At 72.6% G+C, this 20976-nt stretch carries 18 protein-coding genes; 4 read left to right on the plus strand and 14 right to left on the minus strand.

The annotated features are described in order from the left end of the window. Nucleotides 1-59: 59 nt before the first annotated feature. Nucleotides 60-953, minus strand: a complete 894-nt coding sequence (locus tag ACZ4FH_RS00125; protein ID WP_467301338.1) for a glycoside hydrolase family 19 protein — start codon at nt 951-953, stop codon at nt 60-62. Between the two features lie 306 nt (nt 954-1259). Beyond that, the gene (locus tag ACZ4FH_RS00130; RefSeq protein ID WP_467301718.1) at nt 1260-2120 is read right to left on the minus strand and encodes a glycoside hydrolase family 19 protein; all 861 of its coding nucleotides are present in this window, start codon (nt 2118-2120) and stop codon (nt 1260-1262) included. A gap of 278 nt (nt 2121-2398) precedes the next feature. Between ACZ4FH_RS00130 and ACZ4FH_RS00135 the strand changes: the two genes are divergently transcribed. Next, nucleotides 2399-4012 (plus strand): substrate-binding domain-containing protein, encoded by a 1614-nt coding sequence (locus tag ACZ4FH_RS00135; protein ID WP_467301339.1) that lies wholly within the window; start codon nt 2399-2401, stop codon nt 4010-4012. Here the strand turns inward: ACZ4FH_RS00135 and ACZ4FH_RS00140 are convergent. Beyond that, on the minus strand, nt 3996-5279 hold the full coding sequence (locus ACZ4FH_RS00140) for an adenylosuccinate synthase (RefSeq protein ID WP_467301340.1): 1284 nt from the start codon (nt 5277-5279) through the stop codon (nt 3996-3998). The genes ACZ4FH_RS00135 and ACZ4FH_RS00140 overlap by 17 nt on opposite strands. A gap of 186 nt (nt 5280-5465) precedes the next feature. Here ACZ4FH_RS00140 and ACZ4FH_RS00145 point away from each other — a divergent pair, with 186 nt between their 5' ends. Continuing rightward, a complete protein-coding gene (locus ACZ4FH_RS00145; RefSeq protein WP_467301341.1) occupies nt 5466-6320 on the plus strand; it encodes a diacylglycerol kinase in 855 nt (284 codons plus the stop codon). Between the two features lie 55 nt (nt 6321-6375). Here ACZ4FH_RS00145 and ACZ4FH_RS00150 read toward each other — a convergent pair whose 3' ends face one another. Next, nucleotides 6376-6951: a GbsR/MarR family transcriptional regulator gene (locus tag ACZ4FH_RS00150; RefSeq protein ID WP_467301342.1), complete on the minus strand. Its 576-nt coding sequence runs from the start codon at nt 6949-6951 to the stop codon at nt 6376-6378. 114 nt (nt 6952-7065) lie between these two features. On the opposite strand from ACZ4FH_RS00150, the gene ACZ4FH_RS00155 reads away from it, so the two are divergent. Continuing rightward, the gene (locus ACZ4FH_RS00155) at nt 7066-7980 is read left to right on the plus strand and encodes an ABC transporter ATP-binding protein (protein ID WP_467301343.1); all 915 of its coding nucleotides are present in this window, start codon (nt 7066-7068) and stop codon (nt 7978-7980) included. Beyond that, nucleotides 7977-9605, plus strand: coding sequence for an ABC transporter permease (locus ACZ4FH_RS00160; protein ID WP_467301344.1), 1629 nt, complete (start codon nt 7977-7979; stop codon nt 9603-9605). The genes ACZ4FH_RS00155 and ACZ4FH_RS00160 overlap by 4 nt, the downstream gene beginning before the upstream one ends. A 72-nt stretch (nt 9606-9677) precedes the next feature. Here the strand turns inward: ACZ4FH_RS00160 and ACZ4FH_RS00165 are convergent, their stop codons facing one another. From ACZ4FH_RS00165 to fbaA, 10 genes are all read right to left on the minus strand, one after another. Then, nucleotides 9678-10913 (minus strand): cytochrome P450, encoded by a 1236-nt coding sequence (locus ACZ4FH_RS00165; RefSeq protein WP_467301345.1) that lies wholly within the window; start codon nt 10911-10913, stop codon nt 9678-9680. Nucleotides 10914-11050: 137 nt separating this feature from the next. Beyond that, entirely contained in the window at nt 11051-11731 is a 681-nt protein-coding gene (locus ACZ4FH_RS00170; RefSeq protein ID WP_467301346.1) for a response regulator, read from the minus strand. Then, on the minus strand, nt 11728-13053 hold the full coding sequence (locus ACZ4FH_RS00175) for a sensor histidine kinase (protein WP_467301347.1): 1326 nt from the start codon (nt 13051-13053) through the stop codon (nt 11728-11730). Before ACZ4FH_RS00175 ends, ACZ4FH_RS00170 begins: the two co-directional genes overlap by 4 nt. Nucleotides 13054-13159: 106 nt before the next feature. Further along, nucleotides 13160-14035: an alpha/beta hydrolase family protein gene (locus tag ACZ4FH_RS00180; protein ID WP_467301348.1), complete on the minus strand. Its 876-nt coding sequence runs from the start codon at nt 14033-14035 to the stop codon at nt 13160-13162. Nucleotides 14036-14195: 160 nt separating this feature from the next. After that, a complete protein-coding gene (gene kynU, locus ACZ4FH_RS00185) occupies nt 14196-15392 on the minus strand; it encodes a kynureninase (protein WP_467301349.1) in 1197 nt (398 codons plus the stop codon). Further along, nucleotides 15385-16233: a tryptophan 2,3-dioxygenase family protein gene (locus ACZ4FH_RS00190; RefSeq protein ID WP_467301350.1), complete on the minus strand. Its 849-nt coding sequence runs from the start codon at nt 16231-16233 to the stop codon at nt 15385-15387. Before ACZ4FH_RS00190 ends, kynU begins: the two co-directional genes overlap by 8 nt. A 155-nt stretch (nt 16234-16388) precedes the next feature. Beyond that, nucleotides 16389-16802 (minus strand): DUF3151 domain-containing protein, encoded by a 414-nt coding sequence (locus ACZ4FH_RS00195; protein WP_383630706.1) that lies wholly within the window; start codon nt 16800-16802, stop codon nt 16389-16391. 84 nt (nt 16803-16886) lie between these two features. After that, the gene (locus ACZ4FH_RS00200) at nt 16887-18428 is read right to left on the minus strand and encodes an MFS transporter (RefSeq protein WP_467301351.1); all 1542 of its coding nucleotides are present in this window, start codon (nt 18426-18428) and stop codon (nt 16887-16889) included. Nucleotides 18429-18508: 80 nt separating this feature from the next. Then, the gene (locus ACZ4FH_RS00205; RefSeq protein ID WP_467301352.1) at nt 18509-19675 is read right to left on the minus strand and encodes a MalY/PatB family protein; all 1167 of its coding nucleotides are present in this window, start codon (nt 19673-19675) and stop codon (nt 18509-18511) included. A gap of 95 nt (nt 19676-19770) precedes the next feature. Next, nucleotides 19771-20793, minus strand: a complete 1023-nt coding sequence (gene fbaA, locus ACZ4FH_RS00210; RefSeq protein ID WP_467301353.1) for a class II fructose-bisphosphate aldolase — start codon at nt 20791-20793, stop codon at nt 19771-19773. Nucleotides 20794-20976 lie beyond the last annotated feature (183 nt).

Here is a 20976-nt window from a genome sequence, read left to right on the forward strand (position 1 = left end):
AGGGGCGCACCGGACCGTTCGGGTCCGGTGCGCCCCTCGTCATCGGGGTGTCCGCCGGTTCAGCAGCTCAGGTTCGATCCGGGCGTGGTGCCCAGGATCTGCGTGAAGGAGGTGTAGCGGTCGATCCGGCTCTGGACCTGGGCGGGGTTGCCGCCGTTGCACTCCAGGGAGCCGTTGATGGAGCGGATGGTCTCGCCGAAGCCGGCGCCGTTCACCATGGCGTTGTGGGCCGTCATGGTGCCGGGGCCGTTCTGGGTGTTCCAGTACCAGAGGCCGGTCTTCCAGGCGACGGCCGCGTCCTGCTCGACGAGGTAGGGGTTGGCCAGCAGGTTGATGCCGAGGGCGTCACCGGCCGCCTTGTAGTTGAAGTTCCAGCTGAGCTGGATCGGTCCGCGCCCGTAGTACGCGGCCTGGCCCGCCGGACAGCCGTAGGACTGGCTGGTGTCGCAGTAGTGCGGGTAGTTGGCCGTGTTCTGCTCGACCACGTACACCAGCCCGCCGGTCTCGTGGCTGACGTTGGCGAGGAAGGCCGCGGCCTCCTGCTTCTTCACCGTGTCGCTGCCGGTGTTGGCGAAGCCCGGGTAGGCGCTGAGGGCCGCCGTGAGACCGCTGTAGGTGTAGAAGGAACTGCGGTTCGGGAACATCTGGTTGAACTGCGCCTCGCTGACGACGAAGCCGTCCGAGGAGCCCGGACCGCCCGGGTCCGTACCGCCGCCGCCGCAGCTGCCCTGGTCGGCCCAGACGTCGGCGTTGCCGGGGGTCTCGTTCTGGGTCCACCACTTGGCGGTCCAGTTGTGGCCGTTGTACGAGGCGGAGCCGCCGCCGGTGTAGACGGCGGAGGAGCTCCAGGGGGACGCGCACTCGGCCGCGGAGGCGGTGGTGGCGGGAAGGATGACGACCGTCGCGACGACCGCGCTGAGCGCGGCGAACAGGCCCATGACACGTTTGATCATGTGAGCACTCCTTCGGCGCGGCGCGCCGCTCTCGTCGGCACGCCGCCATGGGGGGATGCCGTCACTCAAGCGGGAATGGTCTGAACCTGTCAAGGTCTAGACCATCGCCGAACATTCTTACGACAGCGGAAGAGCCAACCACCGGCCACTGCCGTCCACTTGCGCACCACACGCCTCAACAGCCCTTATTCCGGAGGAGGTTCGTCCGGATGGGGCAGCCGTACGGAGAAGAGCCCGGAGGAAAATCCTCCGGGCCCGTCCAGCATGCGGAACGCCGTCCCGCGGCGCCCGCACTCCGTCACCGCGTCAGCAGGTCAGCCCCGAACCGGGGTTCACCCCGAGAATGCCGGTGATCCGCTCGTACTTGGCGACCCGCGCCGCCACCGAGGCGGGATTGCCGCCGTTGCACTCCAGGGAGCCGTTGAGCGAGCGGATCGTCTCACCGAAGCCCGCGCCGCCGACCATGGCCTCGTGCGAGGTCATGGTGCCGGGGCCGTTCTGGGTGTTCCAGTACCAGAGGGCGGTCTGCCAGGCGACCGAGGGATCGCGCTCCACCATCCACGGATCGTTCAGCAGGTCCAGCCCCAGCGCGTCACCGGCCGCCTTGTAGTTGAAGTTCCAGCTGAACATGATCGGCCCGCGCCCGTAGTAGGCCTTCTGACCGGCCGGGCAGCCGAAGGGCTGGCTGTAGTCGCACTTGATCCAGTAGTTGGCCTCGTTGATCTCCTTCACGTACTGCAGACCGACCGACTCGAAGTCGGCGTGCGTCAGGAACGCCGCCGCCTCCCGGGCCCTGGTCGTCTCCGTCCCCGTGTTCGCGAACCGGGGATAGGCGTGCAGGGCGTCGATCAGTCCCTGGTACGTGTAGAAGGGGGCGCGGTCCGGGAAGATCGCGTCGAACTCGTCCTCGCTGATGACGAAGTCCGAGACGCCGCCCGTACAGGCGCCCCCGTCCTTCCAGACCGAGGTGGCGCCCGGATTCTCGTTCTGCGTCCACCACTTGGCCGTCCAGTTGCGGCCGTGGTGCGACACGGTCCCGCCCGCGCCGTACGCCGTGGACGAGCTCCACAGGGGCGCGCACGACACCTCGGCCGCGGGGGCGGGCGCGGCCTGCGCCGCACCGGGGAGGAAGGCCGCCGTCGCGACGACGGCGCTCAGTACGGTCAGAACGCTCTTGATGCGGTTCAGCGCTGCTCACTCCTTCGGCAGGGCACCCCGAACAGGCTCCGGCATGCCGTCGGGCACCCGGACACCCAACCGTGATTGGTCTGGACCTGTCAAGGTCTGGACCAAGTGCCGTGCGCGCGGCCCCCGTTCCGCTCCCCGGCCGAACGGCGAGCGAACAACGGGCGACGGGTCCCCGTACGACCCGCCGGACGCGCCCCGGCCGCCCTACGGTGACGCGCACGCGCACAGCCGTCCGGAAGCCGAGGGGGAAACGGGCCGTGGAGTGGTTCACCGCCGAGAACGTCGTGGCCGTCCTCACCGCCGTCCTGGGCGTCCTCGCCTCGATCGGCGTGCTCTGGTACGAGCGCCGCGTCCCGCGCCGCAAACGCATCGGCTACCGCGTGCAGATGGACACCCCGATCGGCGGCGACGCCGGACAGGGCCGGGCCAACGTCCGGCTCGGGCTCTTCGACGAGACCCCGGACATGGCCGACGCCACCCTCGTCCTGCTCCGTATAGAGAACGACGGCTCGCAGTCGATCGCGCGCGGCGACTACACCGGGCCCGACGAGCAGCTGCACGGGCTGGTCGTCGAGTTCACCGACCGCCGGGTGCGCGGGATCGCCGTCACGCACTCCCCCGGCGCCGACCATCTGATGGACCACTTCACCCCGTCCGCCGGGCTCCGCGAGAGCGGTTCGCTGATCCGGCTGCCGCGCGTCCCGCTCAACCGCGGTGAGCACTTCAAGCTCCTGGTCCTGCTCACCGGGGCGCGCGTCGGCAGCCCCGTCCGCATCACCGGCGGCATCCGGGACGGCGAGGTGCGGCCCAACTCGGCCGCCCGGCCGGACGAGAAGCCGCCGCTGTTCGGCCGCGCCGCCCGGTTCATCACCGTGGCGCTCACCGTCTGCGTCATGACCCTGTCCACGATCATCCTGGTCCGCGACGACACCCCGCCCCCGATCGGCTGCGCGCGCGGCGAGCTGACCGTGACCGGCTCCACCGCCTTCGAACCCGTCCTGCGCGAGCTGGCCCAGAAGTACGCCGAGGCGTGCGCGGGCGCCACCGTCACCGTGGACGCGCACGGCAGCACCGCCGGGATACGGGAGCTGGCCGAACGCGGCGCACGGGCCGGCCGCTCCGGTTCGCCCGCCCTCGTGGCGTTCTCCGACGGCCCGAAGCCGAGCGGCTTCCCGCAGCTGCGCGAGAACCGCGTCGCCGTCTCCCTCTTCCGCCTGGTCGTCAACGACAAGGTCCCGCTGAAGAACCTGGGCCTCGACACCGTCCGCGCGCTCTACCGGGGCGACATCCGCAACTGGAGTGCGCTCGGCGGCCCCGACCTGCCGGTGCTCCTGGTCAGCCGGGACGCCAACTCCGGCACCCGCGAGGTCTTCCAGCGCCGCGTCCTGGGCCGCAACGAACCCGCCCAGTCCTCCCGCGACTGCACCACCAAGGACGACCCCCGGGCCCCCGTCATCCGCTGCGAACTGGACTCCACCGATCAGGTCCTCGCCGAGGTCGGACGGCTCGACGGCGCCATCGGCTACAGCGAACTGCGGGCCGGGGCCAAACCGCCCGGAGCCCATCCGGTCTCCCTCGACGGCGCGGCCCCCTCCGTGGACACCCTCGCCACCAGCCGCTATCCGTACCGGGAGATCGAGTACGCGTACACCTACGGCCACCCGCCCGCCGACTCCCTGGTCTCCAGCTTCCTCGCCTACCTCGGCCGGGGCAGCGGCCAGGACGTCGTCCGCACCCACGGGCACCTGCCGTGCGCGACGCCCGAGGGGCTGCGGCTGTGCGGGGCACGCCGAGCCCGGACGCGCCGGAGGGCCGGGACGCAACCGCGCCCCGGCCCTCCGGCCGCCCTCCCGCCTACAGGAAGGAGTTGATCTCGATGGTCTCGGTCCGGCCGGGGCCGACGCCGATCGCGGAGATCGGGGCGCCGGACATCTCCTCCAGCGCCTTCACGTACGCCTGGGCGTTCTTCGGCAGGTCACCGAAGGTCTTGGCCTTGGTGATGTCCTCCGACCAGCCCGGCAGCATCTCGTAGACCGGCTTCGCGTGGTGGAAGTCGGTCTGGCTGTACGGCAGCTCCTCGACGCGCTTGCCGTCGATCTCGTACGCCACGCACACCGGGATCTGCTCCCAGCCGGTCAGCACGTCCAGCTTGGTGAGGAAGAAGTCGGTGAGACCGTTGACCCGGGTCGCGTACCGCGCGATGACCGCGTCGAACCAGCCGCAGCGGCGGTCGCGGCCGGTGGTGACACCGCGCTCCCCGCCGATCCGGCGCAGCGCCTCGCCGTCCTCGTCGAGCAGCTCCGTCGGGAACGGACCGGCACCCACACGCGTCGTATAGGCCTTGAGGATGCCGATGACGCGGGTGATCTTCGTCGGGCCCACGCCGGCCCCGGTGCAGGCGCCGCCCGCGGTCGGGTTCGACGAGGTGACGAAGGGGTACGTGCCGTGGTCGACGTCGAGCAGCGTGCCCTGGCCGCCCTCGAAGAGGACGACCTTGCCCTCGTCGATGGCGTCGTTCAGGATCAGCGTCGTGTCGGCGACGTAGGGCTTGATCTGCTCCGCGTACTGGAGCATGTCCTCGACGACCTTGCCGGACTCGATCGCCCGCCGGTTGAAGACCTTGGCCAGAAGCTGGTTCTTCTGCTCCAGGGCCGCCTCGACCTTCTGCTCCAGGATCGACTCGTCGTAGAGGTCCTGGACGCGGATGCCGACCCGGTTGATCTTGTCCGCGTACGTCGGGCCGATGCCGCGCCCGGTCGTACCGATCTTGCGCTTGCCGAGGAACCGTTCCGTCACCTTGTCGACGGTGACGTTGTACGGAGTGATCAAATGAGCATTGCCGCTGATCAGCAGCTTGGACGTGTCCACGCCACGCTCGTTCAGCCCACTCAGCTCGGAGAGCAGGACCGCCGGGTCGACGACGACACCGTTACCGATGACCGGGGTGCACCCCGGCGAAAGGATTCCGGAGGGGAGGAGATGCAGTGCGTACTTCTGGTCACCGACGACGACGGTGTGTCCGGCGTTGTTGCCCCCTTGGTAGCGCACCACATAGTCCACGGACCCACCGAGGAGGTCGGTGGCCTTTCCCTTGCCCTCGTCACCCCACTGAGCACCGAGCAGCACAAGTGCGGGCACAGGCGTACACCCCTTCCGGGCGGGGCATGTCCAAGGTCAGGGGGCGTACGTAAACGCCGTACATGCCGTACGACGCTGTACGACACGGCCTGAACCGTCGAACCGGGTGCCCCGGAATAGACGAAGCCCCTGGCGCAATAGCGCAAGGGGCTCTTGCACCAAGATGCTACCCGAGGAAGGACCGAGGTGTCGGCTGCCCAGCCCCCCGGCAACGGTGCGCCCCATCTGCTGGTGGTGGTCGATCCGGACGCCCGCCGGACCGACGGCGAGTCCGTCCGGATCGCGAAAGACGTGCTGAGCGCCGGTGCGCACGCCAAGATCTGCCTTCCGGACGGTCCCGCGGAGTTCGACCGGGCGCTCTCCCGGCGGGGCTCCCGCAGGCCCGTGGTGATCGGTGACGACCGCGCTCTGCGCCGTGCGGTCGCGTTGCTCCATCGGGAGCGGGAACCGGCCATGAGCGCCCTCTCGCTGATCCCCGTGGGCACCGCCGCCCGGCTGGAGCTGGCGCACGGGCTGGGCGTGCCCGCCGGCGCGGTGGCGGCGGCGCGCACGGCGCTCGACGGGGTGGTGCGCCGGCTGGACCTGCTGGTCGACGACAGCGACGGCGTGGTCCTGGGCGCGCTGCGCATCCCGGCCCCGGGCGACGCTCCCGGGGCCCGTCAGGACCGTTCGGGTGTCACGGCCGTCTGGAACACCTGCCGCTCCCTGGTCCGCACGCTCGTGCGCCCGGCCCCGGCCGCCCCCGCCGACGGACCAGGCACCCACCGGCTGCGCGTCGAGGCGGACGGCGTGGTGCTGACCGACCTGGGCCGCCCGGTGGAGTCGGTGACGGTCACCTCGGGCACCGACGGAGGCGTCGCCGAGGTGACCATCCACCCGCCGGACGGCGGCCCCCTCACCACGGAGGCCAAGGCCGTCACGGTCTCCGGCGCGGACTTCCGCTACCGGGCGGACATACAGGTCGGAGGACCGGTGCGGACCCGGACGTGGACGGTGCGGGCGGGCGCCTGGGGGCTGATGCTGCCGGTGTCGGGGGGCTGACGGGGGGTCCTGGAAGCAGCGCCCCAGGCTCTTTGTGGATCTTTGCGGGGCGGCCCTAGCCGGCGGATCCGGCGGCGTCCTCGCGCGGCTTTCCGTCGCCCGGCAGGCCGAGGGTCCTGCGGTGCTCCTCCCACCGGCCCATCAGGGCACCCAGCTCGTTCTGGAGGAACTCGAAGAAGGCCGCCGTCTCGGCGATGCGGGCGCCCGCGGGCGTGTCCTCGCCCAGGGTGCGGGCACCCTCGCGCAGGGTCTGCTCCCAGCGGGTGAGCACCCGGTCGCGGCTGGCGAAGGTCGTGTACCAGATCTCGTTGTGCAGCCGGTAGCGGTCGCGGCGCGAGCCCGGCTCGCGCTCCCGTCCGACCATGCTGACCTGCGTGAGGTAGTTGATCGCGCCGGACACGGCCGCCGGACTGATCTGCAGGGCCAGGGCCAGCTCCGCCGAGGTCATCGACGCGTCGTCGTCGGCGAGCAGCGCGGCGAAGACGCGGGACGCCATCCGCTGCATCCCCGCCTCGGTCATCTCGGACGCGAACCGCTCGACGAACCGCGAGACGGCCTCCGCGTCCCGCTCCCCGCTCCCCCGGGCGGCGCCGGGCGCCTCGCGTACGTCCTCTGCGGATTCGCTGCTCATCGGTTCCTCGTCCTCTCCGCGGCCCCGGCCCCTGCCCTTCGCCCGGGTCACTCCTTCGAGTTTATACGTTTCCTTAACTTCACAACTTTGTGAAAGTAGCGTACGTTCAGAAGCATGACGAAGGCAATCACCGTGGCCGGGCTGCACAAGTCGTTCGGCCGGACGCATGCGCTGGACGGGCTCGATCTGACCGTCGAGTCCGGTGAGGTGCACGGCTTCCTCGGACCGAACGGATCGGGGAAGTCCACCACCATCAGAGTGCTGCTGGGCCTGCTGCGCGCCGACTCCGGCGCGGCCCAGCTGCTCGGCCGCGACCCCTGGCGCGACGCGGTGGAGCTGCACCGCAAGGTGGCGTACGTGCCGGGTGACGTCACGCTGTGGCGGAATCTGTCGGGCGGCGAGGTGATCGATCTCTACGGCCGGCTGCGCGGCGGGCTCGACCCGGCCCGGCGCGCGGACCTCGTCGAGCGCTTCGAGCTCGATCCGACGAAGAAGGGCCGGACGTACTCGAAGGGGAACCGGCAGAAGGTGGCCCTGGTCGCCGCCTTCGCCTCCGATGTGGACCTGCTGATCCTGGACGAGCCGACCAGCGGCCTCGATCCGCTGATGGAGGAGGTCTTCCAGAGCTGTGTCACCGAGGAGCGCGACCGGGGGCGGACCGTGCTGCTCTCCAGCCACATCCTCAGCGAGGTCGAATCACTCTGCGACCGGGTCTCCATCATCCGCCAGGGCCGGACGGTGGAGACCGGCACCCTGGCCGGACTGCGCCATCTGACGCGGACCAACATCACCGCCGAGCTGGCCGCCGACCCGGACGGACTGTCCCGGCTGCCCGGGGTGCACGACCTCGACGTGCGGGGCCGGCGGGTCTCCCTCCAGGTCGACACCGAGCAGCTGGACGCCGTCCTCAAATCGCTCTCCGCCGCCGGGGTCCGCTCCCTGACCAGCACGCCGCCCACGCTGGAGGAGCTGTTCCTGCGGCACTACACGGCGGAGACCGGACAGGACGCGGAGGTGAGCGCGCGATGACCACCGCGACCATGGCCGCCGCCACGGGCGAGCGGCACCGGGCGGGGACCGGGCAGCTCGCCGGGACCGGGACCCTGTTCCGGCTCGCCCTGCGGCGCGACCGGATCATCCTGCCCGTCTGGGTGCTCGTGCTCGGCGGCTCCTTCTCCTCCGTCGGGCGGTCGATCTCCGCGCTCTACGGGACGGCCGCCGAGCGCGCCGAGCTGGCCGCGTCGATGAACGCCAACAGCTCCGTGCGCGCCCTGTACGGGCCCGTGTTCGGCGACTCCGTGGGCGGACTGGTCAGCTGGCGCATGCTCGCCTTCGGCGCCGCGCTGGCCGGGGTGATGAGCCTGGTCGTCGTCGTGCGTCACACCCGCGAGGAGGAGGAGACGGGCCGTCAGGAGATGATCTCCTCCGCCATGGTGGGACGGCGCGCCCCGCTCACCGCGGCCCTGCTCGCCGCCCTCGCCGCCAACGCGGCGCTGGCCCTGGTGATCGTCGCCGGGATGGCGGGCTCGGGTGCGGGCGGCGCCGGGGCGGTGGCGCTCGCCGCGGCCGTCGCCGGGGTCGGGATGCTGTTCGCCTGCACCGCGGCGATCGCCGCGCAGTTCACCGAGAGCGCCCGGCTGGCGAAGGGGCTGACGGCGGCGGTCGTGGGGGCCGCGTTCGTCCTGAAGGCGGCGGGCGACTCCGCGACGGACGACGGTTCGTCCGTCCTCACCCGGCTCTCCCCCCTCGGCTGGGCGGAGAACGTCCGGCCGTACGCGGACGAGCGCTGGTGGGTGCTCCTCGTGATCGCCGGGGCCGTCGCCGTCCAGGGGATCGTGGCGTACGCGCTGGCCGGGCGCCGCGACGTCGGCATGAGCTTCCTGCCGACCCGGCCCGGACCGGCGCGGGGCAGGCTCGCCTCCGCCCGGGGTCTCGCCCTGCGCCTCCAGCGCGGCGCGCTCGTCGGATGGACGCTGTCGTTCGCCGTGGTCGGGTTCGTCTTCGGCGGGCTGACCGACGGGGTCGGTGATCTCGTCGGGGACAACGAGAAGACCCGGGAGATCTTCGAGCGGATGGGCGGCCAGTCCGGACTCACGGACGCCTTCCTCGCCTCGATGGTCTCCGTCCTGGGCACGGTGGCCGCGCTCTACGTCGTCTCCTCCGTGCTGCGGCTCTCCGCCGAGGAGACCGCGGGGCGTGCCGAGCCGGTGCTCGCCGGGGCGGTGAGCCGCGTCGGCTGGGCCGCCGGCCATCTCCTCATCGCCTTCGGCGGAGCCGCCCTGGTCATGGCGATCGGCGGGCTCGGACTGGCGGTCGGCTACGGCCACGCGATACCGGCGGTGCTCGGCGCCGCCCTGGTGCAACTGCCCGCCGTCTGGCTGCTGGGCGGCGTGACCGTCCTGCTGTACGGGGCGCTGCCCCGGCTGGCCGCCGCCGGATGGGGGCTGGTGGGAATATGCCTGGCGCTGAGCTGGATCGGCCCCGCGCTGAACCTGCCGCAGGCGGTCATGGACCTGTCGCCGTTCACGCATCTGCCGAAGCTGCCGGGGGCGGCGGGCATGGCCTGGGGTCCGGTGGTGCTCCTGACCGTGATCGCGGCGGGCCTGGTGGCGGCCGGGCTGGCGGCGCTGCGCCGGCGCGACCTGCTGACCTGACAGGCGCGGGGCCCGCGCCGCCGGACACCGGTCCGGCGGCGGGGGTCGACGGCGGGGGTCCGGCGGGCGGGGTCAGAGGGCGACCCGGAGTTCCTTCAGACCGCGGATGACATAGCCAGGGTTCCACTCCGGTTCGGCCACCAGCCGCATGCCGGGAGCGCGGCGGAGGAGTTCGCCGAAGGAGGCGGCGAGTTCCACCCGGGCCAGCGGCGCCCCGAGGCAGAAGTGGATGCCGGCGCCGAAGGTGATGTGGGGGTTCTCCTGACGGGCGAGGTCCAGGGTGTCCGGGTCGGCGAAGCGGGCCGGGTCGCGGTTGGCCGAGCCGAAGAGCAGGGCCACCTCGGAGCCCCGGGGGATCACCGTGCCGTCGATCTCGATGTCGTCGAGCACCCAGCGTTCGAACATCTGCAAGGGGGTGTCGTACCGCATCAGCTCCTCCACCGCGGTGGGCAGCAGCCCGTGGTCCGCGCGGAGCGCGGCCAGCTGCTCCGGGTGGCCCAGCAGGGTCCGCCAGCCGTTCACGGTGGTGTTGACGGTCGCCTCGTGCCCGGCGTTCAACAGCAGCACGCAGGTGGAGACCATCTCCTGCTCGGTCAGCCGCTCGCCCTCGTCATGGGCGGCGATGAGGGCGGAGATCAGGTCCTCTCCCGGGTTGCCGCGCCGTTCGGCGATCAGTTCGCGCAGATACGCGGAGAAGTCGAGCGAGGCGCGCACGGCGGCGCGGGCGGTGTCCTCGGACGGGTTGAGCTCGAACATCCCGCAGATCGCCGCCGACCAGGGGCGCAGCGGGGCGCGGTCGGACTCCGGGATGCCCAGCATCTCGGCGATGACGGCGACGGGCAGCGGTTCCGCGACGGCGGTGAGCAGATCGCCGCCGCCCTCGGCGACGAAGTCGTCGACCAGCTCGGCGGCCAGCCGCCGGACCGTGGGGACCAGCCGCTCGACGGTGCGCGGGGTGAAGGCCTTGGAGACCAGGCGCCGGATCCGGGTGTGGTCCGGGGGCTCCAGGTCCAGCAGCCCGTTGCCGTTGAGCGTGTCGAAGGGCTCGTGCTCGGGCGGCGGGGGCGTCCGGCCGAACTCCTCGTGGGTGAAGCGGTGCAGATAGGTCCGGCCCAGCCGGCGGTCCCGCAGCAGCGCCGACACGTCCGCGTAGTGCGGGACGAGCCACTGCCCGGTCGGCTCGAACCAGTGCACCCGGCCGGTGGCGCGCAGCTCGGCGTAGGCGGGGTACGGATCGGCGACGAACGCCGCCGACCAGGGATCGAACGGGGCGGCGGGGCCGGAGGAGGGGTGCGTGGGCTGGTCCATGCAGCGACGCTAACCGGCCACCCGCCCCCAAGCCAGCCCTGCCCGGCCGGCCCTGCCCCGGACCCGCCTCCCGTCCTGTCCAGGACCCGCCGCCGACCCTGTCCCGGACCCGCCGTCCGTCCTGTCCCGGACCCGTCTCAGGACGGGGTGACCAGCCGGGCCTCGTAGGCGAAGACGGCGGCCTGGGTGCGGTCGCGCAGCCCCAGCTTCACAAGGATTCTGCTCACATGGGTCTTGATCGTCGACTCCGCGACCACCAGGTGCGAGGCGATCTCCGCGTTCGACAGGCCCTGCGCGATCAGGACCAGCACCTCCGTCTCGCGCTCGGTGAGATCGCCGATCTGGGCGAGGGCCGGAGGGCGCGGGGCGGCCGCCGCCAGCTTGGAGAACTCGGTGATCAGCCGCCGGGTGACGGTCGGGGCGAGCAGCGCCTCGCCGGAGGCGACCACCCGGACGCCGTCGGCGAGCTGCCGGGCGGAGGCGTCCTTGAGGAGGAAGCCGGAGGCCCCGGCGCGCAGCGCCTGGTAGACGTACTCGTCGAGGTCGAAGGTGGTGAGGACCAGCACCTTGGCGTCCGCGTCGGCGGCGACGATCTCGCGGGTCGCCTCGATGCCGTTGAGTTCCGGCATCCGGATGTCCATCAGCACGACGTCGGGGCGGAGCGCGGCGACCTGGGCGACGGCCTGCCGCCCGTTGACGGCCTCGCCGACGACCTCGATGCCGGGCATCGCGTTGAGCAGGACCGAGAAGCCCTCGCGGACCATCATCTGGTCGTCGACGATGAGCACCCGGATCGGCGCCCCGGCGGCGCCGGTCATGCCGTCCCCCCGGAGGTGCCGGAGCGGCCGTCGGAGGGGGCGTCGGCCGGGGCCGTCTGCACGGGGATGAACGCCGTGACCTCGTAACCGCCCTCCGCCGTCGTCTCGGCCGTCATCTCGCCGTTCAGCATCGCGACCCGCTCCCGCATCCCCGTGATCCCGTGCCCGGCACCGGGCGAGGGCTTGACCGGGCCGGTCGGCGGCCCGTTGACGACACGCAGACCGAGCCCGCCGAGCACATAGCCGATCTCGACCTTCGCGGTGGCCCCGGGGGCGTGCCGCAGGCTGTTGCTGAGCGCTTCCTGGATGATCCGGTACGCCGACAGCTCGACGCCCTGCGGGAGTTCGCGCACCGCGCCGGTGACCGTCTTCTCGGTGGGCAGCCCGGCCTCGCCGACATTGGCGATCAGTCCGTCGAGTTCGGCGAGGGTGGGCTGCGGGGCGTCCGGCACCTCGTAGTCCTCCGCGCGGACGACGCCGAGCACCCGGCGCAGTTCGGTGAGCGCCGCCACGGCGTTCTCCCGGATGGTGAGGAAGGCCTGCTCCAGTTCGGGCGGCGGGTTCTCCACCCGGTAGGGGGCGGCCTCGGCCTGGATGGCGACGACGGACATGTGGTGGGCGACCACGTCGTGCAGTTCGCGGGCGATGGTGGTGCGCTCCTCCAGCAGGGTGCGCCGGTCGCGTTCGACGGCGGTGACGGTGCGCTGCACGGTCACCTCGCGCTCGGCCTCGCGCCGCACCTGCACCAGGCTCACCACCAGCAGCGAGAACGCCGAGGCGACGGCCATCGCGGTGGTGGGCGGTCCGGAGTGCCAGCCGGCGGCGTTCTCCAGGAGCACCCCGAACACCAGGGTGAGGCCCCACATCCAGGCCCCGGTCCGCGGCCGGGTCCGGGCGGCGACGACGGTCATCACCACCAGGTGCGCGAAGAAGGTGCCCGCCACCCACGGACCGTCGGACGCCGAGGTGACCATGCACAGCGGCATGAGCGCCATCGACATCCAGAACGCCCCGACCGGCCGCACCAGCGTCATCCCGACGCAGGCGGCGGGCAGCAGCCCCGACACGAGGACTCCGGCGTTGCCGGTGGTGGAGAACCCCACGAAGAAGGAGATCAGGGCGGCGGTCAGGACCACCGCGTGCGGGGTCCACGCGACCCGGGCGCGGAAGCGGTCCGGCAGCCTGCGGGTCAGCACCCCGTCGGTCCGCATCGGCGCCAGCGGCCGGTAGGCGAACGCGTCGTGGATCAGGTCCTGCCGCAGGCCGCCTATCGCCCCTGCGGCCACACGGAGCTCCGGGCTCCTGGTCTTGGTCTCGGTCACGATTCCAACGTACGGGGACACGGGACCCCGGTCGTCAGCAGCGCTGCGGATCCTGAACCGTCCGTCGCAAGTACTACGCGGCCCTCCTCCGCCTCCGCACCGGGTTCTACCAGGCCAGTTGCGCGATCTCCTCGGCGACGACCGCGCAGGCGTCGGCCGCCGGGTCGATGAGCGGGAAGTGCCCGACCTCGGGCAGCAGCGTCAGACCCACCGTCTCGCCCCGGCGCGCGGCCTCGTCGACGAACGCCTCGGACACGGCCTGCGGAACGGTGAGGTCCGTGGTGCCCTGGACGACCACGGTCGCGATGCCGGTGGGCAGCAGGCGCGCCGGATCGGCGTACGCGGACCGCTCCGCGTAGTCCTCCGCCCGGCCCAGGAACTGCCCGATCGCGCCGGAGCACACGTCCAGTTCCACGGCCGAGGCGAAGTCCGCGATCGGGGCCAGCGCGACCACCCCGCGCAGCGCGGGCGGGCGGGGCAGCCGCCAGGGCGAACCCTCGGGCAGCACGTGCCGGGCGGCGGCCCACAGGGCGAGCTGCCCGCCCGCGGAGTGCCCGGTGACGACGGTCCGCCGGGCGTCCGCCGCGGGCAGCTCCCGCGCCAGCAGGGCGGGCAGCGCGTCCATGGCCGCCGCGATGTCGTCGAAGGTCTCCGGCCAGCGACCGGCGACCGGACCGGAGCCCCGCTGCTGCGGGAGCTCGCTGCCGCGCCGGTACTCCACACTGGCGACCGCGAAGCCGCGCCGGGCCAGGAAGTCCGCGAACGGCGACACATGGCCCCGGTCGTACGGCGCCCGCCACGCCCCGCCGTGCAGCACGACCACGACGGGCGCGCCGGTGCGCCCGTCGCGCGGCGCGTAGAAGTCGATCACCTGGTCGGGATGGCTGCCGTAGGCGGCGGAGGTATCGGGCGCGACGGCCGGATGGGAGAACGCCGACTCGGTCTCGACGGCGTCCCGATCGCGCGCGGCAGAATCCGACATGGTGCTCCAACCGTCCCTGATGCCTAGTCAACTGGCCTGACCTGCGGGGACGGTACCAGTACCACGCGGGTGCCCGCCCGGCGGGAACCCCCGGGCTGCCGGGCGCCCGCCCAGCCGTCCGGTGACCGGGGCGAGCCGGTCACCGGACGGAGCCGGAAGCCTACGCCGAGGGAGCGGCCAGCACGTCCGCGAGCACGCGCGCCGCGCGTTCCGTGTCCGCGAACCCCACGTACAGCGGGGTGAATCCGAACCGCAGCACATCGGGGCGGCGCAGGTCCCCGACGACCCCGCGCGCGATGAGGGCGCGCATGACCGGTTCGGCGTCCTCGCACCGCAGCGCGATCTGGCTGCCGCGTTCGGCGTGCGCGGCCGGGGTGACGGAGGCGACCCGGCCGCGGGGCGCGTACGCCTCGACGCATTCCAGGAAGAAGTCCGTCAGGGCCAGCGACTTGGCGCGCACGGCCTCCACCGGGACCCCGTCCCAGACGTCCAGGGAGGACTCCAGGGCCAGCATGGACAGGATGTCGGGCGTTCCGGTCCGGCCGCGTACGGCTCCGTCGGCGGGGGTGTAGCCGGGGGTCATGGCGAACGGGTCGGCGTGCGAGGTCCACCCGGGCAGCGGCGAGTCGAAGGCGTCCTGGTGGCGGGCGGCGACGTACAGGTACGCGGGCGAACCGGGGCCGCCGTTCAGGTACTTGTAGGTGCAGCCGACGGCCAGGTCGACCCCGTGCGCGTCCAGGCCGACGGGCAGGGCGCCCGCGCTGTGGCAGAGGTCCCAGACGGAGACCGCGCCCGCGGCCCGCACGGCGGCGGTGAGACCGGGCAGGTCGTGGAGCCGGCCGGTGCGGTAGTCGACGTGGTTGAGCAGCACCGCGGCCGTCCGGGGCCCCAGCGCGTCGGGCACGTCGGCGGGGGCGACCGGGGTGATGCGGTGGCCGGTCATCCGGGCGGCGGACGCGGCGATGTAGCCGTCGGTGGGGAAGGTGGCGGCGTCGACCAGGATCTCGTCGCGGCCCTCCGGCGCGAGCCGGCAGGCGGCGACGACGGCCTTGAAGACGTTCACGCTGGTGGAGTCGCCGACGACGATCTGCCCGGCGGCCGCGCCGACGATCGGGGCGATGCGGTCGCCGATCCGCTCCGGCGCGGTCCACCAGCCGCTCTCGTCCCAGGACCTGATGCGCAGTTCGCCCCACTCGCGGGTGAGGACGTCCTGCATCCGCGCGGGGACGTGCCGGGGCAGCGCGCCCAGCGAGTTGCCGTCCAGGTAGACGGTGTCGTCGAGGGTGAACAGCGCCCGCAGCGGGGCGAGCGCGTCGGCGGTGTCGAGCGCCTGTGCGCGCTCCTGGAGGTCAGACATGGCTGCGGGCCGTCCAGAGTTCGGGGAACACGTTCTTCGTGGCGCGCTTCTCCAGCCAGGCCACCCCGGCCGAACCGCCCGTGCCGGTCTTGGAACCCATGGCGCGGCGGGTGGCGACGAGATGGTCGTTGCGCCAGCGCCACACGAGTTCGCCGACGTCCGTCAGCGCCTCGCCCAGCCGGACCAGTTCGCCGTGCTGGTCGGGGTCGGCGTAGATCTCCGCCCAGACGGCCTCGACCTCGGGCGAGGGCTCGTACTTCAGGGTGAGGTCGCGTTCGAGCACCGCCGGCGGGATCGCGTACCCGCGCCGGGCGAGCAGGGCCAGCGTCTCGTCGTACAGCCCCGGTTCGCCGAGCGCCTTCTCCAGTTCGGCGTGGACGCGGGGCGCGCCCCGGTGCGGCACGAGCATGGACGCGGACTTGTCGCCGAGCAGGAACTCCATCCGCCGGTACATCGCCGACTGGAAACCGGAACCCTCGCCGAGGGCGGACCGGTAGGAGTTGAACTGGGCGGGGGTGAGCTGGGCGAGCGGCGTCCAGGAGGCGTTCAGCGCCTCCAGCTCCCGCACGGACCGCTTCAGCGCGTCGCGCGCCACCGTCAGCCGGTCCTGGCGCAGGGCGTGCGCCGCGGTCTCCCACTCATGGACGATGACCGTGAACCACAGCTCCATGACCTGGGTGGTGACCAGGAAGACCATCTCGCCGGGATCGTCCGAGCGGAGGTGCTGGAGGTGGGTGAGAACATCCGCCTGGACATAGTCCTCGTACGGAGTCGTTCCCGCGAAGTCCAGGTGCGGGGTCGCCGCACCGGTGGCTTCGGGGTCGGGGTGGATCGTCGACATCGCTGTCTCCTCGACACGAGCTTCCGGGTAGCGGTCCGCCCCTTCCGGTGAGGAAGTGGAGCCCCGGTCCCCTGTTCGCATCCTAACCACGGCCCCCGCGAACGCGCAGGCCCCGCGGACGGCGGCGTCCGCGGGGCCCGCAGGGCGGGAATCGGCTAGCCGAGGGTTTCGGCGGCGGTCGGCGAGGAGTCGCGCAGGAACGTGGAGCAGCGCTCGTACTCGTCCTGCTCACCGATGGCCTGCGCGGCGCGCGCGAGGGCGTGCAGGGCGCGCAGGAAGCCGCGGTTCGGCTCGTGCTCGAACGGGACGGGGCCGTGGCCCTTCCAGCCGGCCCGGCGCAGCGCGTCCAGGCCGCGGTGGTAGCCGGTGCGGGCGTACGCGTAGGACTCGACGACCCGGCCGCCCTCGAAGGCCTCGTCGGCGAGCTGTGCCCAGGCCAGCGAGGAGGTCGGGTACTTCGCGGCGACGTCGGCGGGCGCGGTGCCGGCGGCGAGCAGGTCGCGCGGCTCCGGGTCGTCGGGCAGGTGGGTCGGGGGCGGGCCCCCGAGCAGGTTCTCGTGGATCGACATGGGTTCCAGTGTGCCTGTCCCGGGCGCCGCCCGGGGCACGCCGGTTCAGTCCGCGCCGGTTCGCGCCGCGCGGGACGTGCCGGTTCAGTCCGCGCCGGTCGTGGTCGTGCCGCCGTCCGGGCGGGCGGTCTCCGGCGCGGGTTCCAGCGGCGGGCCGGAGACGCCGCAGTGCACGGTGCACTCGGGCCGGGCGGCGTCGCGCACGGCGGGCGCGGGATCGCGGACGGTCGCCCAGGCGATCAGGGCGCCGGCGGCCAGCAGCCCGGCGCACATCGGCATGGCCCGCCGGAAGGTCGCGGCGAACTCCCCGGCGTCCCGGTAGGCCTCCGGCCCCATCCCGGCGAGCAGCGGAAGCGCCGCCACCGCGATCAGCCCGGCGGCGCGGGCGGCGGCGTTGTTGATCCCGCTGGCGAGCCCGGCGCGGGCGGTGTCCACGGAGGCCAGGACGGTCGCGGTGAGCGGGGCGACGACGATGACGAGCCCGGTGCCGAGGACCACGACGGCGGGCAGGACGTCGGTGAGGTAGCCGGTGACGGAGGCCGAGCCGGGCCCCACGCGCAGCATCAGCAGCATGCCCGCCGCGGCGATCAGCGGACCGGCGGTCAGCGGGATGCGCGGCCCGATGCGCTGGCCCAGTTCGCCCGAGGCGGCCGAGAACAGCAGCATCAGCAGGGTGGTGGGCAGCAGAGCGGTGCCCGCGCCGAGCGCCGAGTAGCCGGCGACGACCTGGAGCTGGATCGCGGAGAGGAAGAAGTAGCCGCCGAGCGCCGCGTAGACGCACAAGGTGACGACGTTGACGGCGGTGAACTGCCGGGAGGCGAAGACCGAGGGCGGGAGCATCGGGTCGGCCCGCCGCCGCTCGACCCCGACGAAGACCGCGCCGAGCACCACCCCGCCCACCGCCGCGCCGATCACCGCAGGGGAGGCGCCCCGCCCCGGCGCCTCGATCAGCGCATAGGTCACCAGGGCGAGCGCGAGCGCCCCGAGGGCCGCCCCGAGGACGTCGAAGCGCCCGTGCGCGTACGGATCGCGGGACTCCGGTACGTGGCGCAGCGCGACGGGCACACAGAGCGCGGCAAGCGGCAGATTGAGCAGGAACACCCATCGCCAGCCGGGCCCGTCGACCAGCCAGCCCCCGACGAACGGTCCGACGGCGGCCCCGATCCCGCCGAAGCCGGACCAGAGCCCGACCGCGCGGGCCCGGTCGTCCGGGTGGAAGCTCGCCTGGATCAGGGCCAGCGAACCGGGGGTGAGCAGGGCGCCGCCCACCCCCTGGAGGGCGCGGGCGGCGATGAGCACGGCGGCGTTGGGCGCGAGTCCGCAGATCAGCGAGGCGACGGCGAACCAGACGACGCCCAGGACGAAGATCCGCCGCCGCCCGTAGCGGTCGCCGAGCGAGCCGCCGAGCAGGATCAGCCCGGCGAGCGTGAGCATGTAGGCGTTGACGGTCCACTGGAGCGCGGCCAGATCGGTGCCCAGGTCCTCGCCGATGCGGGGCAGGGCGACGTTGATGACGGTGGAGTCGAGCATCGCCATGCCGGAGCCGAGCACGGTGGTCAGCACCACCCAGCGCCCGGCGGCGGAGGCGACCCGGATACCGGGCCCGTCCGCCTCGCTGTTCGCCATGGCCCCAGCATCACCGCCGCGCGCACGGCGGACCAGCGGGGTGGGCCGGACGCCCTACCCGGACGCCCTGCCCGGACGCCCTACGCGGCGGACCGCACCGTCCCGATCCCCCGGATCAGCGCCTCGACCCCGGCCAGCGCCTTGCTGCGGGGGCAGCCCACGTTGAGCCGGACGAAGCCCTCGGCGCCGTAGACCCCGCCGGGCATGATGGCGACCCGTTCCTGTTCGACGAGCACGCGCTGCAGCGCCTCGTCGTCCGTGACGCCCGCCGCCCGTACGTCGATCCAGGCGAGGTAGCCGGCCTGGGGCGGCTCCCAGCCCAGTCCGGGGAAGGCCGCGTCCAGCCGTTCGGCGACGAGGGCCAGGTTGCCGGCGACGTAGTCGCGCAGGGCGTCCAGCCAGGGCGCGCCCTCGCGGTAGGCGGCGATGTGCGCGGTCAGCGAGAGCACCGCCGGGGAGGCGAGGCCCTCCGCCGTCTCCATCCGGCGCAGATACTCCGTACGGTCCTCGGGCCGGCCGATGAAGCCGTACGAACCGGTCAGCGCCGGGAAGTTGAAGGACTTGGAACCCGAGGTGATGATCGCCCAGCGGCCCTCGCCCGCGACCCGCGACCAGGGCACGTGCGGGCGGCCGTCGTGGACGAAGTCGGCGTGGATCTCGTCGCTGATCACGGCGACGCCGTGGCGGGCGGCGAGCGCGGCCGTCGCGGCGAGTTCCGCCTCGGTCCAGACCCGGCCCGAGGGGTTGTGCGGGGAGCAGACCACCAGGACCTTGCTGTCCTCCCGGGCCAGCTCCCGCTCCAGCGCGGCGGTGTCCCCGAGCGCCACTCCGCGCAGCTCCCGGCCCAGTCCGGTGATGGCCTTGCGGAAGCCGTCGTAGGTGGGGGTGTGGAGGACGACGCCGTCGCCCTCGGAGGTCCACATCTGGAGCAGCTGGGAGAACTGGCTGAGCACGGAGGGCCCGTAGACGAGGGTCCCGGTGTCGATCGCGGTGCCGTACCGGGTGGCGTACCAGTGGGCTATCGCGGAGCGGAAGTCGTCCTGCCGCCAGTCGGTGTAGCCGAGGACGCCGTGGTCGAGCCGGGCCCGGAGGGCGGCCAGCACCTCGGGGGCGGTCTCGAAGTCCATGTCCGAGATGGTGAACGGCAGCAGCCCGTCCACCCCGAAGCGGTCCGCGACCCCGTCCCACTGGACGCACCAGGTGCCGCGGCGGTCGATGACGGTGTCGAAGTCGTAGGACGTGCTCACAGCTGTTCCCTCGGGTCGTGCGGGTGGGGTCCGGACATGCCGTGGGCCCGGACACCCCGAGGGGTGCCGGGCCCACGCCGCACATCCGTACGGGACTACTTCAGCTTGGTGCCGGTGGACCGCAGGTTGGCGCAGGCCTCCGTGACGCGCTTGGCCATGCCGCCCTCGGCGGACTTGCCCCAGCTGCGCGGGTCGTAGACCTTCTTGTTGCCGACCTCGCCGTCGACCTTCAGCACACCGTCGTAGTTGCGGAACACGTGGTCCACGATCGGGCGGGTGAAGGCGTACTGGGTGTCGGTGTCGAGGTTCATCTTCACGACGCCGTTCTCCAGCGCGGTGGCGATCTCCTCGGCGGTGGAGCCGGAGCCGCCGTGGAAGACGAAGTCGAACGGGGAGGACTTGCCGTACTTCGCGCCCACGCCCTCCTGGAGGTCCTTGAGGAGCTCCGGACGCAGGACGACGTTGCCCGGCTTGTAGACGCCGTGGACGTTGCCGAAGGACGCGGCCAGCAGGTAGCGGCCCTTCTCGCCCAGACCCAGCGCCTCGGCGGTGCGCAGCGCGTCGTCGACGGTGGTGTACAGCTCGTCGTTGATCTCGTGGGTGACGCCGTCCTCCTCGCCGCCGGTCGGGGTGATCTCGACCTCAAGGATGATCTTGGCGGCGGCGGCCTTGGCCAGCAGCTCCTGGCCGATGGCCAGGTTGTCGGCCAGCGTCTCCGCCGAGCCGTCCCACATGTGGGACTGGAACAGCGGGTTCAGGCCCTTGGCGACGCGCTCGGCGGAGATGTCGAGCAGCGGGCGGACATAGCCGTCCAGCTTGTCCTTGGGGCAGTGGTCCGTGTGCAGGGCGACGGTGACGTCGTACTTGGCGGCGACGATGTGCGCGAACTCGGCCAGGGCGACGGCGCCGGTGACCATGTCCTTGTTGTACTGGCCGCCCAGGAACTCCGCGCCGCCGGTCGAGATCTGCACGATGCCGTCGCTCTCGGCCTCCGCGAAGCCGCGCAGCGCAGCGTGCAGGGTCTGGGTCGACGTCACGTTGATGGCCGGGTAGGCGAACTTGCCTGCCTTCGCCCGGTCGAGCATCTCGGCGTAGACCTCGGGGGTTGCGATGGGCATCTGTCCGCTCCTTGGGATGTGCGGGTGTGCGTTGCTGGTTCCCTGACCTGGGGGCGACGTCATCGTCGCCCCCATCCTCCCAGACTCTGGCCTGGGCTCCACCCGGTGTACTCCCCCAGCGTTCGGCGACCGGGTCTGAAGGGGTACGACAAAGGCGGTCGGTTTCACGTGAAACCGACCGCC

The sequence above is a fragment of the Streptomyces sp. NPDC024555 genome, assembly GCF_055559335.1.